At 59.1% G+C, this 14,286-nt stretch carries 13 protein-coding genes; 3 read left to right on the forward strand and 10 right to left on the reverse strand.

Annotated features, from left to right (window positions below; translation table 11 throughout):
* Positions 1-142: 142 nt before the first annotated feature.
* Positions 143-265, reverse strand: a complete 123-nt coding sequence (locus C443_RS21920; RefSeq protein ID WP_268237848.1) for a hypothetical protein — start codon at positions 263-265, stop codon at positions 143-145.
* Between the two features lie 1,614 nt (positions 266-1,879).
* On the opposite strand from C443_RS21920, the gene C443_RS06445 reads away from it, so the two are divergent.
* Together C443_RS06445 and C443_RS06450 are read left to right on the forward strand one after the other, a co-directional pair.
* The gene (locus C443_RS06445; RefSeq protein WP_005534849.1) at positions 1,880-2,293 is read left to right on the forward strand and encodes a DUF5805 domain-containing protein; all 414 of its coding nucleotides are present in this window, start codon (positions 1,880-1,882) and stop codon (positions 2,291-2,293) included.
* A complete protein-coding gene (locus C443_RS06450) occupies positions 2,290-3,327 on the forward strand; it encodes a tyrosine-type recombinase/integrase (RefSeq protein WP_005534850.1) in 1,038 nt (345 codons plus the stop codon). Before C443_RS06445 ends, C443_RS06450 begins: the two co-directional genes overlap by 4 nt.
* 242 nt (positions 3,328-3,569) lie before the next feature.
* Here the strand turns inward: C443_RS06450 and C443_RS06455 are convergent, their stop codons facing one another.
* From C443_RS06455 to C443_RS06495, 9 genes are all read right to left on the reverse strand, one after another.
* Positions 3,570-4,286 (reverse strand): helix-turn-helix domain-containing protein, encoded by a 717-nt coding sequence (locus C443_RS06455; protein WP_005534851.1) that lies wholly within the window; start codon positions 4,284-4,286, stop codon positions 3,570-3,572.
* 42 nt (positions 4,287-4,328) lie between these two features.
* Entirely contained in the window at positions 4,329-5,315 is a 987-nt protein-coding gene (locus tag C443_RS06460) for an amino acid ABC transporter permease (protein WP_005534852.1), read from the reverse strand.
* Positions 5,312-6,064, reverse strand: coding sequence for an amino acid ABC transporter ATP-binding protein (locus C443_RS06465; RefSeq protein WP_005534853.1), 753 nt, complete (start codon positions 6,062-6,064; stop codon positions 5,312-5,314). The genes C443_RS06460 and C443_RS06465 overlap by 4 nt, the downstream gene beginning before the upstream one ends.
* Positions 6,061-6,741 carry an amino acid ABC transporter permease gene (locus C443_RS06470; RefSeq protein ID WP_005534854.1) on the reverse strand — a complete coding sequence of 227 codons (681 nt, stop codon included), beginning with the start codon at positions 6,739-6,741 and terminating at the stop codon, positions 6,061-6,063. Before C443_RS06470 ends, C443_RS06465 begins: the two co-directional genes overlap by 4 nt.
* 4 nt (positions 6,742-6,745) lie before the next feature.
* Positions 6,746-7,534 (reverse strand): transporter substrate-binding domain-containing protein, encoded by a 789-nt coding sequence (locus tag C443_RS06475; RefSeq protein WP_049943930.1) that lies wholly within the window; start codon positions 7,532-7,534, stop codon positions 6,746-6,748.
* A gap of 59 nt (positions 7,535-7,593) precedes the next feature.
* Complete coding sequence (locus C443_RS06480; protein WP_005534858.1) at positions 7,594-8,916, reverse strand: class-III pyridoxal-phosphate-dependent aminotransferase; 1,323 nt, start codon at positions 8,914-8,916, stop codon at positions 7,594-7,596.
* Positions 8,917-9,010: 94 nt separating this feature from the next.
* Positions 9,011-9,958: an arginase gene (gene rocF / locus C443_RS06485; protein WP_049943931.1), complete on the reverse strand. Its 948-nt coding sequence runs from the start codon at positions 9,956-9,958 to the stop codon at positions 9,011-9,013.
* Positions 9,959-9,964: 6 nt separating this feature from the next.
* Positions 9,965-11,248, reverse strand: a complete 1,284-nt coding sequence (gene gdhB / locus C443_RS06490; protein ID WP_005534862.1) for a glutamate dehydrogenase GdhB — start codon at positions 11,246-11,248, stop codon at positions 9,965-9,967.
* A gap of 723 nt (positions 11,249-11,971) precedes the next feature.
* Positions 11,972-12,778, reverse strand: coding sequence for an IclR family transcriptional regulator (locus tag C443_RS06495; protein WP_005534864.1), 807 nt, complete (start codon positions 12,776-12,778; stop codon positions 11,972-11,974).
* Positions 12,779-13,318: 540 nt separating this feature from the next.
* On the opposite strand from C443_RS06495, the gene C443_RS06500 reads away from it, so the two are divergent.
* A complete protein-coding gene (locus C443_RS06500) occupies positions 13,319-14,044 on the forward strand; it encodes a DUF7260 family protein (protein WP_005534866.1) in 726 nt (241 codons plus the stop codon).
* Positions 14,045-14,286 lie beyond the last annotated feature (242 nt).

Here is a 14,286-nt window from a genome sequence, read left to right on the forward strand (position 1 = left end):
GACGCACTCGAATTCGATATAGCGATATGAGATTTATTTGTCCCAGGTAGATCACTGAGCTGTAGTATGAGGATTACCAGTAATAATTACAGAATCACACCACCCACGAAAATCTTAGCCAGAAATCCCTGCAGACCTGAGCTTACGAATTGAACGTGCGCTCGACGAGGTATTTGACCAGATAGAACCCGCCAATAAGAGTGATAATCATGACTACCAGTACAATCGCGATCATGAACAGAAGGACAAGTGCGTCGTTAGCCATCAGGCTCACCCGCCCGCGAGGGGTCGTTTCGTCGAGAACGCATATCGTTAGCTTCAGCCTCGACACGCTAATGTAGGTGGGTTTCGGTTCAACAGTCTACGGCACTATCTATCTGGCCTCCAGAGATCAGAGGTGCTCGGTGTTACGTGCACAGGAGGATGACAGAGCCACGCCGACCGAGGGCAACTTGAACGCAGAGATACGGCTGCTTTCGGAGCCTCTACCGCTCAACAGTGTGCGTAAACAGTGAAGCCTGACGCGGATTTTCGATACGAAAACAAATGACGAGCCGAATACGCCTGTTATAGAGCTCTAATCTACTGGGTTTCCGTGGCAACTATAACGATGGGCATCTACGTAAGGGCATCATTCGCAACATAATTTTGTCGTCCAGTTAGACGAGTGGTCCCGGCCTGAGCTACCGATCAAGAGCTAACCGAGAGGCAGGTAACATACCGGCGTCTCCGGATGGAAAGCGCTGACAGCTCAAATTACTGACGCCGAGAGACGGGGCTGGTTGGAACTGTGGCACGACAGGACTGATTGCTTCTACTGAGTTTTTCAGCCGGGACTGTTTCTGGCGAGGCACAGGACACGCAACTAGTCGACAGAACGGCTACTCTGGATATTGCTGCAAACACTCCTGTCGCTTATCCTGCCGCGGTCGGCGGGCAATACCTGGAAGGCTATGAGCTGGTCAAATGGTTCCGTGAGATGATGCGAAGCCCGGTTGCAACTGGAGTTGCCCGAGGCACAGTGCTTTTCGGGATACGAAGGCAGAACGACTACCTGACAGTCATACAGTAACGAATGTCTCCGCTAACTTGAACGAGCCCGACGCCGCTGTCACCTCTGAAGCACATGTCGTGCCCTGCTGGAACGACGGTATGAGGACGGCATAGACACGATGTATCTAGTCAAAAGCGTAGTCCTGCCCAGATGTTCACCTGTGGCGGCACACAGAACAGGCAGTCAGGCCGATAGCACGCTTGTGGCGGTTATTAGGCGACCACGACTGATCGGAGTCACACGCTCTTATCATCACAAGGACCGGACTACAGACCTGAGTACCATCCAACGTGACGGGCATATATTGTCGGGAAACTCTCAGACTGATTGAGAGCCGCACAGAGATCGCGCTGTTCTCTAGTAAAGGGAGGATCAGCACGGCTGATTCATTTTCTGTTTGAGAAACCGTGGCTGCTATGTAGTCTGGGGCGATTCGGGAACTAATTGTTGCAGGGAAATCGGTGCTACCGAACTGTTGGATAGACTCCTATCCATATCTGGCTTGGCTGAGTAACAAACCAGATCTGAATCATCCCGACTTACTTCCCAGTCGTTCACTAGATCAAATCAAATATTGGGGGATAGTTGACAGGCGGTACGCTGCTTTCGTCCGTCCGAATCTGTTGGGCAGGCAGACTAAACAAAGAGGACGGTAATCTGCGACCGATTTGTATTTGTGAATATGTACTCACTGGTTGATTAAGTATTGGATTATTGCCAGTATCGCGGCAAATAGCGGCGAAATAGGGTGTCACACGCCCAAATAAAGGCTTTTATCTCTAAGTATGGGACTACATTGAAGTCCCCCGCGTCCCAGGGGTAACTGTGTCCAGTGACAGTGAGCGAACGACGGTTCGGACGTACATTCCGGCCTATCAGAAAGAACAGTGGCAAGCCCACGCTGAGGAACTGGATATGAGTCAAAGCGAGTTCGTCCGGACGATGGTACAGGCGGGTCGAAGCGGATTCGAGTCAGCAGCCTCCGAGACGCCTGAATCGGACGACGCTGAGAGCGATAGCGAGGAACCCCGTTCTCCGGACGCTACCCCTGGGGGTGACGGGCTGAAAGACCGGGTCCGGGAGATCTTAGCTGACGGGGATTACTACGAGTGGGACGACCTACTCGCCGAACTGACCGATGATATCGAAGAACGCCTCGAAGATACGCTACAAGAACTGCAGTCCAACAACGAAGTGCAGTACAGCGGGCGACACGGGGGGTACGTTCGAGACGAATGAGCACGGATACAGCCACGCCAGACGCCGAGTCGGACCCTGTCGGGTATTTCCTCGATGACATCACGTATCACGGAAAGAGCGACCGGACCCGTGCGTCCTACGAGCGCGTCCTTCGGGACTTCGAGTCCTATCTGGCGGATGGCCACCAGGCCATTCCCATCCGAGAGGCTTCCCACCGGGACTGTATGGCATATGTCCACAGTCTTCGTGGAAACGTCGAAGAAAGCACAGTCGCAACGTATGCATCCTATCTACACCGGTTTTTCGCGTACATGACCCAGGTGGGGGTCTTCGAATCGAATCCGATGACGCTGGTCATGGAAGAGATGGACGAGTCCATCAACACCGACCCAACCCGCCGAGAGATAGACCTCCAGTCGATGCGTGCGTTCGTCGACAGCATCCCGCACCCACTTGAGCAAGCTATCGTAGTGACGCTATTGAAGACGGGAATGCGGGCCGGCGAACTGTGTAACCTCGATATCCGTGACCTCAACCTCGAAACCCCCGGCCCCAGGCCGGAGATACCGGTCCGGGCGGGGCTCGACGGGCGTCCGGACTCGTTGTTCGTCGCAGCGGAACCGACCCACGGAGAGACCAGTAATGAGGAGGAACGAACAGCATCCAACAAGCGCAAGCGCGAGACAACAGTCCCAATCGACGCAGAGCTGGGCTCAGTACTGCGGCGCTGGCTCGCAATCCGACCGGACACGCAGTCCCCGGCGGAGCCGCTGTTCGTCTCTACAAGCGACAGCTGGGGGGAGCGACTTACGCCGAACATGGTACACCATATCGTCGAGTCTCACGCCCGCGAGTTCGGTTGGTACACGGATGGTGGCGGAGCCGAAGAGAACGTGACGCCGCACTATTTCCGGCACTTCTTCACGACGCATCTCCGGGATCGGACCGGCGACCGTGGCGTCGTCAAATACCTCAGGGGCGACGTGGCACAAGATGTCATCGACACGTACACCCACGAATGGGGGACCCGAGTCAGGGATGTGTACGAGGCCGAAATCTACTCGCTACTGTGACTGTTATATTATTTATCTAACACTACAGCGATAGTGTGAATGGTAGCTGCGACACTCGTAAATCATATGCCGCTATATAGAAACGATCGATTCTGCTTCGCAGCTATGCTATCTCAATGGACGATCTCAGTGACCGCATACGACAGGAGTATCACCGGCGCGAACGGGACGTACCCAGAGACCGAAGACGCCAAGACGACACACGTCTCGGGGCTACCTACTCGGATGAAGTACTGATAGGGCTACTCGGGATCCAGAAGCTTCGACTCGGCAGTTCTGAGGTGTTCGAGGAGCGTCGTCTTCGAGATGTCCATCTCGGCGGCGAGCTCGCGGACCGAAATTCCACGCGGCCACTGATAGTAGCCGGCTTCGCGGGCCGCTTCGAAAGCCCGTCGCTGAGCCGGCGTTAGCGAGTCGGTTCGCAGCCCACCCACCGACCGCTCGGTATCGCTGTCCGGCGTGACGATGGATTCGACCGACACGTCAGCGTCGGCGTCGGCTTCGACGGCATCGAGTGCGGACTGGATTTCGGGCCGTTCGCCGGTGAAACTCACCTGCCACCGTTCGCGACCGTCTTCGATACGAACGGGCGCGCTGTGGACGAACCCGTGTTCGAGCAGCGTCGGGCAGACCAGCTCGTCCGGATCGTACTCCAGCAGGAACTGTCTGACGACGGTTCCGGGCGCGTCGTGTTTGTGTCCGATACGTGCCTGAAGCTCCTGTATCTCTCCGGCGTGGGGCGATGCACGGACTGCGTCAAGGCAGTTTTCGACGTCTGACTTCGTGGCTCCATACGCCGTAAACACGCCGTTGACCGATGCTGTCGGCGACTGGACGGTCTGTTGCACCGTGTGTGCCAGGATGCCACCATCGGTTCGGTCGGTCGCTTCGATAGCCCAGCAGTTCGGGTGCCACAGGTCGAGTGTAAGCCGTGCTCCGGCGCTATCGGTTTGACTCATGGGATGTGCTGCAATGTTTGATTGGTAACGGTAAGAGAGTAGTCATTGTCTGGTGTGTCCGACACCGGCTGTTGCAGTGTGCGATTCGACACGGTCCATCAGTGCTGATGCCGACACGACCAGCGCCAGATACAGTATCGCTACCAGCACGAACAGCTCTGTATACTGGTACGTCTCGTTAGCGATAGTACTTGTCCGGCCGTACAGTTCCTGCACAGTGATGAAACTCGCCAGCGAGGAGTACTTGATAAGGTACACGAGTTCGTTCGTCCAGCTGGGAAGCGCGAGTCGGAGGCCCTGTGGAACGACGACGTACCGTATCCCTTCGAGCTTCGAGAGCCCGATCGCGCGTGCGGCAGTCAGCTGCCCGCCGTCGACTGACTCTAGCGACGCACGCAGGTATTCGGACTGGTAGGCGGCGCTGTTCAGCGTGAAGCTGATGACAGCGACCCAGAACGCCTGTGCTGGGACGAAGCCGACACCGACTCCCGGGACACCTCTAAGAACCTGCGTCAGTGAGGTCGCGAAGTAGAGGACGAACAACTGGGCGAGCAATGGCGTCCCACGAATGAGTTCCGTGTACGACAGAGCGAACCACCGGGCCCACCGCCCGCCGTACACCCGGACGACGCTGAGCGGGAGCGCCAGCGCGAACCCGAGACAGACGCTGAAGACCGTCAGGAGAACGGTCGTCCAGATACCGTGTGCCAGCGCCGGCAGGTACGCCGTCGCGTCGGCGGCAAACCGGAGCGTGTCGGCGAACCACACGAGCGGCGCTCCGGCGACACCAAGTGGCGTGGCGAGCGACGCGACGGCATCCGCTGTTGTCAGGAACGGGGCCGCCGGAATAAATGGTGTGCCGCGGTCGAATCCGGAGACTCCTGCGAGGACGAAATCAGTGGTCCACCGGGCGAGAACCCAGACCCAGAACAGTGCCAGACCCACTGTGAGTGGGCGGACGGTGAAGACCGTCCCGACGCGGTCCCGGAGCCCCGGGTTCGGGGATGTTGTCGATTCAGCTGTGCTCATGCCGTTTCCTCGTGTGCATGCAATCTGCTCAGGAACTGTTCGGTTCGGTCCGCAGTGGGGTTCTGGAACAGTTGCTCCGGCGGGCCGTGTTCGACGATCTCGCCGTCGTCGAGGAACACGATGTCCGACGCGGCCGACCGGGCGAAGTCCATCTCGTGACTGACGACGAGCATCGTGATGCCCTCGTCGGCGAGGTCGCGCATCACCTCGACGACCTCGCCGACGAGTTCGGGATCGAGGGCGCTGGTCGGCTCGTCGAACAGCACCAGTTCCGGGTCCATCGCGAGTGCGCGCGCGATGCCGACACGCTGTTTCTGCCCGCCGGAGAGTTCAGCGGGGTAGGAGTCCGCTTGTTCCAGCAATCCGACCTGTTCGAGGTGGTTCCGTCCGGCCGCTTCGGCGTCAGCAGCGTCCATGCCGAGTACTTTTTTCGGGCCGAGCGTGACGTTCTCGAGCGCCGTCAGGTGCGCAAAGAGGTTGAAGTCCTGGAACACCATGCCGACCTGCTTTCGCAGTTCGTTGACGTCGGTGTCGGCTCCAGTCACGTCCTGCCCATCGAGGGCGATCCGGCCACTGTTGATTTCCGTCAGTCGGTTCACACATCGGAGCAACGTGGACTTGCCCGAGCCGCTGGGACCGATGAGAACCGTCACGTCACCTTGGTCCATCTCGAGGCCGACGCCTTCCAGTACCTCTTCGCTCCCGTAGGACTTGTGCAGATCGTCGATTGAGAGTAGTGGCTGTGTCATGTCGTTCCCTCCGGTACCGCGTAGTAGTCGCTGAGTCTGTCGAGTGACCGATTCGTCGCGAACGTCAGCACGAAGTAGACGAGGCTGACGGCGAGGAAAATCTCGAGTGCCGCTGTCGACTGTCCGCCTTCGTAGAGGTTCTGTCCTGTCGTCAGCAGCTCGCCGATTCCGATGACGATGGCGATACTCGTGTCTTTGAGGACGATGGTAAACTCGTTCTGGAAGCCCGGAACACTCCGGCGGAGCGCCTGCGGGACGACGACGTGCCGAATCGCTTCGAATCGGGACATCGCGACGGCGCGTGCCGCTTCCAGCTGCCCGTCGTCGACGCTCTGGAGCGCACCACGGAAGATCTGTGACTGGTAGGCGGCGCTCCGGAGGCCGAGTGCGATAGTCGCCGTGACGAACGCGCTACTGGAGATAGAGAGGCCGAAGTACAGGATCATAATGATGACCAGCAGCGGGGTACCACGGAGGACAACCCCGACCTGTTCGACCACCCGCCGGGCCCTGTCCGAGCCGTACACTTCTATCGCACCGGCCGGAAACCCGACGACGAATCCCAGGAGAATGCTGGCTACGGTGAGCGCGATAGTGACGACTGTCCCCCCGAGCAACAGGCCCATGTTGTCGATGACGAACAGCCAGTCGACGGTCTGCAGTAGGATTGCTGCCATGGCCTCACTTCTGTCCGAACCACTTCTCGGTCAGGTCCCGGTACGTCCCGTCGTCCTCAACTGTGGTCAGCCCACTGTTGAGCGCGCCCGCGAGTTCGTCGTTACCGGACTGAATCCCGAAGCCGAATTGCTCACCAGTCTCGTGGACGAACGCGGACTCAATGGGGCGATCTGCCACGAACGAGTTCGCGACGGGGACGTCGATGATGATGACGTCGACGTTTTCGTTCAGTAGGTCCTCGACGGCGAGCACGTAGTTGCCGTATGCGTTGTACTGGGACTCCGAAATCGTCCCCGCGTCGATCAGCTGGTCCTTGATAACGGATTCACCGGTCGTCCCCTTTTGTGCCCCGACTGTCGCTCCGGAGAGATCGTCCAGCGACGACGGCGAGAACGACCCGCTTTCCCGGGCGACGATGGCCTGATTCGAACTGTAGTATGGGTCAGAGAAGTCGATCGCTTCGTCACGGTCGTCGTTTATCGTCATGCCAGCTGCGACGACGTCGACATTCCCGTTGTTCAGCGCCGGAATAAGTGATTTGAACTCAAGTTCTTCCCAGCCGCTCAGTTCGTACTCCGACGCCGCGACAACGGCTTCCAGCAACTCGACGTCGAAGCCGACGAGTTCGCCGTCCTGTTTCATCTCAAACGGCGGAAAGCCCGGCGCTGTGCCCGCGGTAAGCGTCTGTGAGTCCCCGCTCCCCGATTGACAACCAGCGACCGACAGGGTCGCGACAGTGCCACCGATTGCCTGCAGATACCTCCGTCTGTCTACGCGTGCCTCTCGTGGCATAGTGCCACAATTGAATTAATCATATTTTAACATTGCGGTTACCGCAGAAGTCGCGAGAGTCAGGCCGACGCGACAGGGTCTGCAACCTCGGTAAACACCGAATCGAGGATGTCGAGACAGAGTTCAAGTTCGCGCTCGGTGACGTCGAGTGGCGGGAGGAGTCGGAGGGATTTCTGGCCACAGCCGAGCGTGAGGAGGCCGTGCTGGAGCGCTGTTTCCATCACGGCGTCGCGACGGTCGGCCGTATCGAACTCCAGTGCGGTCATCAGGCCGAGGCCACGCACGTCCTCGACCAGCAGACGGTCCGCCGAGATATCGCGGAGTCGATCCATGAAGTACGTCCCCTTCTCAGCGGCGTTGTCCAGTAGGTCGTGGTCCTCGATAGCGGCAAGCGTCAGCGCGCCACGCATCGAGCCGAGGATGTCGCCGGCCCCCCACGTCGAGGAGAGCCGAGACGTTTCGGACGGGAAGATGTCCGACCGGGAGATGGTCGCGCCGACCCGGAGCGCTTTGGCGCTCGTGATGACGTCCGGCTCGATGTCGTAGTGGTCGACGGCCCACATCTCGCCCGTGCGGCCGGCTCCCGACTGGATTTCGTCGGCGATGATCGGGATGTCGTGTTCTCGGCAGAGGTCGTCGACGGCAGAGAGGAACTCGGGGTTCGGAACACGATAGCCGCCTTCACCCTGTATCGGCTCCAGAATGAGGAACGCGACTTCTTCAGGCGGGATGTGGCCGGTGTCTGCGTCGAGTTTCGACCGGAGGCGCTCGACCCCGGCCTCCGAGTACTCCACGTCGTGAATCCCGCTGAGTTCGGGGAACTTCCGTCGATAGACCGACTTCGAACGGTTCAGGGAGAGTGCCCCCAGGGTCCGTCCGTGGAACGCGCCGTCGAAGGTAATGCCGTACTTCGGCGTCTCGCAGTTGTCGTAACAGATCTTCATCGCGTTCTCGACGGCCTCTGCGCCAGAGTTCGAGAGGAAAACGGTGTCGAAGTCGTAGTGGCTAGTAATGTCGGTCAACCGATCCATCAGGTGAGCAGGACCCGGTAGCGACGTTTCGTCGGGCGAGCCGCCGGTGCTGACGTAGAAGTCCTGGCCGGCGATTTTCAGCGGGTCGACCATGTCGAACTCGTCGGCCCGGTCGAGCACTTTCGGGTTGTTGTAGCCGAGCGGCGACGCGGCGACGTGGCAGGTGAAATCGAGCAGGACGTTGCCGTCCGCGTCTGTACAGAACGGACCGATTGCGTCCTCGGTGATGTCCCAGACGAAATCGTACACGTACGTGCTCGGCGCGGCGGTTTCGTGGTGGTACTCGACCCACTCGCTGCTCCGTGGGCCAGGAAGGCTATCGACACGCGGCTCCGCAGTATCGCGGTCCATGCTAACATAAAGGCAATCATTGGTAATAAATCACTGTGTTCTGGCCCCGCGTTGCGGACACGCAATTGAGTCCGTGCTGCGGTTCGAAACTGGGCTACAGGATCCGCTTGCCGAACGCGCTGGCGGCGAGTTCGGCCGCTCGCTCGCCCGTCGTGTTGCGCTGGTCGAGGATGGGGTTGACTTCGACGACGTCGAGCGAGCGCAGCACCGATTCGGCGGCGTCGCGGTCGGCGACCCGTTCCATCGCCGTATGTGCCTCCCGGTAGGTGACGCCGCCTGGGACTGGTGTCCCAACCCCTGGCGCGTCGTCCGGGTCGAGCCAGTCGAGGTCGAGACTCACGTGGATGTCGTCGACGCCGTCGGTCGCGATATCGAGCGCCTCGTCGGTGACTGGTCCGATACCACGCTTGTCGATGTCTTCCATCGTGAAGACGGAGATGTCGCTCTCACGGAGGACCGCTCGTTCGTCAGCATCGAGGCTCCGTGCGCCGACGATGACGGTGTTCTCCTCAGCGACATTCGGGGCGGTGGCCCACGGCATCTCTGCGAAGTCGCCGTAGCCGTGGGCGGCCGCAAGCGGCATACCGTGGACGTTCCCGCTGGGTGACGTAGTCGGGGTGTTGTAATCGCCGTGGGCGTCGAACCAGATGACGCCGAGTGCCGATGACTGAGCCGCACCGCGCATCGTCCCCATTGCGATAGAGTGGTCACCGCCTAACACCAGCGGGACGCTCCCGTCGGCTATTTCGGTCGCCACCCGGTCGGCGAGGGTGCCGGTCATTTCAGCGATAGCATCGAGGTACTTCGCGCTGTCGTCGTCGGACACTGGCTGGGACTGTAGGGTCGGCGGCGAGAGGTCGCCAACGTCAGTGTAGTCGACGCCGGCCGTGTCAAGCGCAGCGGTGAGGCCGCCGTAGCGAATCGCCGACGGGCCCATGTCGACGCCACGCCGGTCGGCACCGAGGGCGAACGGGACACCGAGCACCGCGACAGGTGACACGGGACGACTGTGGTCTCGCGAGTGGGTGGACTGAAGCGACATCCGTTGCTACGGCCATAGCCCGCGGGCGTTCATAGCGTCACCGATTCGCGAGAGCGCGACGATGTATGCTGCCGTTCGCCACGTGACATCGCGGTCCTCAACCTCGGCCTGAAGGGCCTCCCAGGCATCGAGCATCTCGGCTTCGAGTTCCTCGTTGACCTCCTCGCGTGACCAGCTTCGTCGGTTGATGTGCTGGAGCCATTCGAAGTAGCTCACGGTGACGCCACCGGCGTTCGCCAGGATATCCGGGATGACTGGGATGTCGCGCTCCTCGAACACTGTATCGGCCGCTGTCGTTGTCGGGCCGTTCGCCCCTTCGACGATAATGCTCGCCTGCACGTCCGCAGCGTTCTCCTCGGTCAGAACATTTCCGACTGCCGCGGGGATGAGGACATCGATATCGAGTTCCAGCAGTTCGGCATTGGATAGCTGCCGTGGTGCGTCAACAGCCCCTAGCTGGCCGTGTTCGTCGCCGTCAGCGGAAACCGATTCGATATCGAGGCCGGATTCGTCGTAGATGCCGCCGTCCACATCGCTGACAGCGACGACGGACGCACCCCACGAGTCGAGCAGGCGTGCGGCGTTCGCGCCCACGGCACCGAAGCCCTGGACGGCGACAGTCGCACCATCGATGTTCCCGTCGTAGTAGTCGAGTGCTTCGCGGGCGACGATAGCGACGCTTCGGCCGGGTGCCTCCTCACGGCCGTGTGTCCCACCGACCGCCGTCGGTTTGCCTGTCACGATACCGGGGACCGTCTCGCCTTCCTGCATCGAATACGCGTCCATGAACCAGGCGACGGTCTGCTCGTCGGTCCCCATATCGGGTGCGGGGATGTCTTTCGTCGGCCCGACGACTTCCCGTAGCTCCTCGGCGAACCGACGGGTCAGTTGCTCGGTCTCCTGTGCGTCGAGTGTCGACGGGTCGACGACGATGCCGCCCTTCGCGCCGCCGAAGGGGAGGTCCATCACCGAACATTTCCACGTCATCAACATCGCCAGCGCCGTACACTCCTCGGCGGAGACACTCGGGTGGTATCGCATACCGCCCTTGTACGGCCCTCTGACTTCGAAGTGCTGGACGCGATACCCGTCGAACACCTCGACACTCCCGTCGGACCGGCGGATCGGGACGGACACCTCGACGGTTTTCGATGGGTGGCGGAGCTGTTCAAGCATCCCCTCAGAAAGGTCGAGGTGTTCGGCCGCTTGCTCCAGCTGGTGGCGGGCAGTCGCGATTGGCGATTCGTCCTCGTCTGTTGCTTGCTCTGGTGGCTCCTTCTGTGTGCTCATGATTGGTTTGTGTTCGGTGGTGCGTACGCCCACTCGCTTCGGGACCAATGGGGCGAGTACGCTGAGTTGTTCAGCACGCTGATTCCGTCCTGACTGTCACCATCCGACGGCTGGAGTGAGACAGTGTATCGGCACCAATACCGGTATTGTTAATAAACATTTGGGACTGTCTGCGGGATGACTGGTTTGAATATAGCAAAAATCTCTGAGTACCGTTATTCGTCGCTCATGGATTATTGTAGAGTGGTTCAGAGGCTCATATGCGGGATATTTCGCAGATATAGAGTTGATATACTCAATGCAGATGCGGCCACATTGGTCAGCTGATGCCCCGCCAGATAGGACAAATATCGGCGTACGGATGCTTTATCCTGATCTGAACACTGAATTGAGCATCGTCCAGCGTTTTGACTACCTCAAAAATAGACTTGGCACGCAGTGGCGGAGTACTATACTGGAAGCGACCATCCACGACAGGTGTCAGTCCCGCATTGATCCGCTCGAAACAGCCTGTAGGCATGGCTATCGGGCCTGCTGCGCTATCACCGAACTCTTACTAACGATGGTACGACTGTTATTGTGGCTCATTTGCCGGGTGAACCACTCTGTTCGGCGGTCACAGTAGCGCAGCCGGGATTTGAGCTATCCAAATGTCGGAAACCGGGCGGCGTCGTCGTTTCGTGGTCGTCGCCGACACATAGCGACAAGTGTACAACGCCGTTGTTAGGTGCCCCGGTCGAACGAGGTCATTTCGAGATTGACTTCGATGAGGTTTGCGGCCTCCATCACCATCTCGGGAATTTCGGTGTCGAACCGGCTCCCTTTCAGACGGCTGGTCGGTGCAGTCACACTAACCGCGCCGACGACGGTCCCGTCGTTGTCCAGGATCGGCGCACCGATCGCCCGGAGGCCGCGGATCTCTTCCTCGTCGTTCGTCGCGAATCCCCGCTGCTGAATGGTTTTTAACTCGTCATAGAGCGTCTCTCGGTCCGTAATCGTATGCTGTGTCTGTCGTGAGAGGCCCTCCCGATCGATTATTTTCTCGACGCGCTCGTCCGGGAGACACGAGAGGATTGCCTTCCCCGAAGCGCTGTCATGGAGGTGTTGTGGTGCCTCCCGCAACTGGAGGTGGTAGTCCATCCCGACGGCGTGTTCGCCTCGCCGCTCGTAGATGGCGACTTCACGACCGTCGTTTTCGACAACCAGATGGACGTACTCGCCGGACCTGTCGGCCAATTTGTCGACTTCTTCCTGGCCGGCAGTATAGAGCTCTGTTTCGTTGCGGACGTGTTCGCCCATCGTGACGAACCGAAAGCCGAGCTGGTATGTATCGTTGTCCTTCGTGAGAAAACCACAGTCGGTCAGGGTCGCGAGATACGTGTGAAGCGTTCCCTGGGAGAGCTCGATTCGCTCGTTCAGTTCCTGCAACGTCGCGCTGTGTGACTCCTGAACGGCTTCAATGATCTCGCAGGCGTTCTCCACGGACTGTATCCGTCGGCCCGTGTTTTGTGTGTCGGCGTCGTCGGTCATTACCCGAGTAGAGTTGCCGTCATTATTTAAAAACCCGGATGTGAGCGATGAGCGACCGGAACAACCGCTCGACTGCTACCGACCGACAGATAGCAATACCTAGCACGCTAAAACCATTTGACTCCTCTGTTACAGAATTACTTGGAGACGAAACATGGCGAAGTCCACAGTTCTGATCCCACAACTGCCATCTGTCGGGATTTGTAGTCATATACTATCAGAATATATTTATAAACGGCTAATACGTATGCAAATATCTGTTGTGTAGCTCCAGAGTTTGCTAACTCTACCTGCAACTCCAGTTTTCACATTATACCGTTCTAAATAGCACAGATCTATGAGCAAATCTGAGAGTGGCACTCGTTCTCGAAATCAGATGCTATTCTACAGGCACTGACACTGTCAAGAGAGCGAAACCGCACGACACACCACGATCCCAACACTGCCGACGTGCTGAGACTATATAAATAGCCGTCCAGAACACGGGGGTGTTGACCGGTAACTAAAACACTTATTGTTGTTACTGAACGAGACACTAGTATGTCAACGACGCCTGCGCAGGACGGCACGCAGTGGTTCCTGCATACATGGCGAGACCACATTCTCGAGCCGATAGAGACGGCTCTCGCTGTTCTTGACGAGGAGCATACGGAGCTTGCCGCCGAGCAGGCTGGTCTCGAAGAATTCCTGCAGCGTCTCCGTGCCGTCGACCCCGTCGAACAGCCCTCCTCCCCCGTCGGTGCGCGAAGTCGACAGTCCGTATCCGACCCCGTCGAAGCGCTACGGCACGCCTACGCCGACACGGTGCTGGCTGTCGACCACTACGAGTCGGTGTACGACGAATCACTGGTCGAGAACGTCGCTATCGAGTTCGGGCCGGACTACGCAGCGCTGTTTCACCCTGAGACAAATGTCGGGTTCTCGCCGCCGCTCAAACGCTCGCTGGTGGCCGCGACCGAGCAAGCAATCGACGAACGGACCTCGCTAGACCGGGCTGTCAAAATCGAACAGGAATCGATGCGGGAGTACCGCGGCAGTCTGCGAGAGACCATCGAGACACTCGACAGCACAGTCGTCCCCGAGTGGTATCGCGAGACGTTCCAGAGCGACGTTACTGCGCTGTTACAGCAGCGACAGGACCAACTCCACTCAAGCGTCCACCGGTTCGAGACACAGGAGTTCTGCACGTACATGTACGAAGAGCAACTCTGGACGTATCCGGTGTTGACCAGTCTCGCGCGGCTACAGGAATCTGTCGACAGTTGAGCGAAGGCGGTCCCCGGGGCAGACAGCTGTAGGTGTCACCGAAGCGCGGTGCACTGGATGCTGCCACTCACCACATGACCCGGGGACCTCAGAGACGATTGCACAGCCGTTGTATTTTGTGCCGGCCTTCACGACGAGATACCATCCACTATGTGGCGGCGAACATATTCGCCCCACTTCCTGCGAGCTGAGAGTGCGGTTCCCTATATATACAGGTAGGTCTTCGAGTTGCAGCCGTGAGC

The sequence above is a fragment of the Haloarcula argentinensis DSM 12282 genome, from assembly GCA_000336895.1.
Classification (GTDB): domain Archaea; phylum Halobacteriota; class Halobacteria; order Halobacteriales; family Haloarculaceae; genus Haloarcula; species Haloarcula argentinensis.

Excerpts from the sequence above, each read along its gene's own strand:
- C443_RS06475 (WP_049943930.1), bottom strand. The coding sequence starts at position 7,534 with ATGCCACGAGAGGCACGCGTAGACAGACGGAGGTATCTGCAGGCAATC.
- C443_RS06455 (WP_005534851.1), bottom strand. The coding sequence starts at position 4,286 with ATGAGTCAAACCGATAGCGCCGGAGCACGGCTTACACTCGACCTGTGG.
- C443_RS06470 (WP_005534854.1), bottom strand. The coding sequence starts at position 6,741 with ATGGCAGCAATCCTACTGCAGACCGTCGACTGGCTGTTCGTCATCGAC.
- C443_RS06500 (WP_005534866.1), top strand. The coding sequence starts at position 13,319 with ATGTCAACGACGCCTGCGCAGGACGGCACGCAGTGGTTCCTGCATACA.
- gdhB (WP_005534862.1), bottom strand. The coding sequence starts at position 11,248 with ATGAGCACACAGAAGGAGCCACCAGAGCAAGCAACAGACGAGGACGAA.
- rocF (WP_049943931.1), bottom strand. The coding sequence starts at position 9,958 with ATGTCGCTTCAGTCCACCCACTCGCGAGACCACAGTCGTCCCGTGTCA.
- C443_RS06495 (WP_005534864.1), bottom strand. The coding sequence starts at position 12,778 with ATGACCGACGACGCCGACACACAAAACACGGGCCGACGGATACAGTCC.
- C443_RS06465 (WP_005534853.1), bottom strand. The coding sequence starts at position 6,064 with ATGACACAGCCACTACTCTCAATCGACGATCTGCACAAGTCCTACGGG.
- C443_RS06450 (WP_005534850.1), top strand. The coding sequence starts at position 2,290 with ATGAGCACGGATACAGCCACGCCAGACGCCGAGTCGGACCCTGTCGGG.
- C443_RS06480 (WP_005534858.1), bottom strand. The coding sequence starts at position 8,916 with ATGGACCGCGATACTGCGGAGCCGCGTGTCGATAGCCTTCCTGGCCCA.
- C443_RS06460 (WP_005534852.1), bottom strand. The coding sequence starts at position 5,315 with ATGAGCACAGCTGAATCGACAACATCCCCGAACCCGGGGCTCCGGGAC.
- C443_RS21920 (WP_268237848.1), bottom strand. The coding sequence starts at position 265 with ATGGCTAACGACGCACTTGTCCTTCTGTTCATGATCGCGATTGTACTG.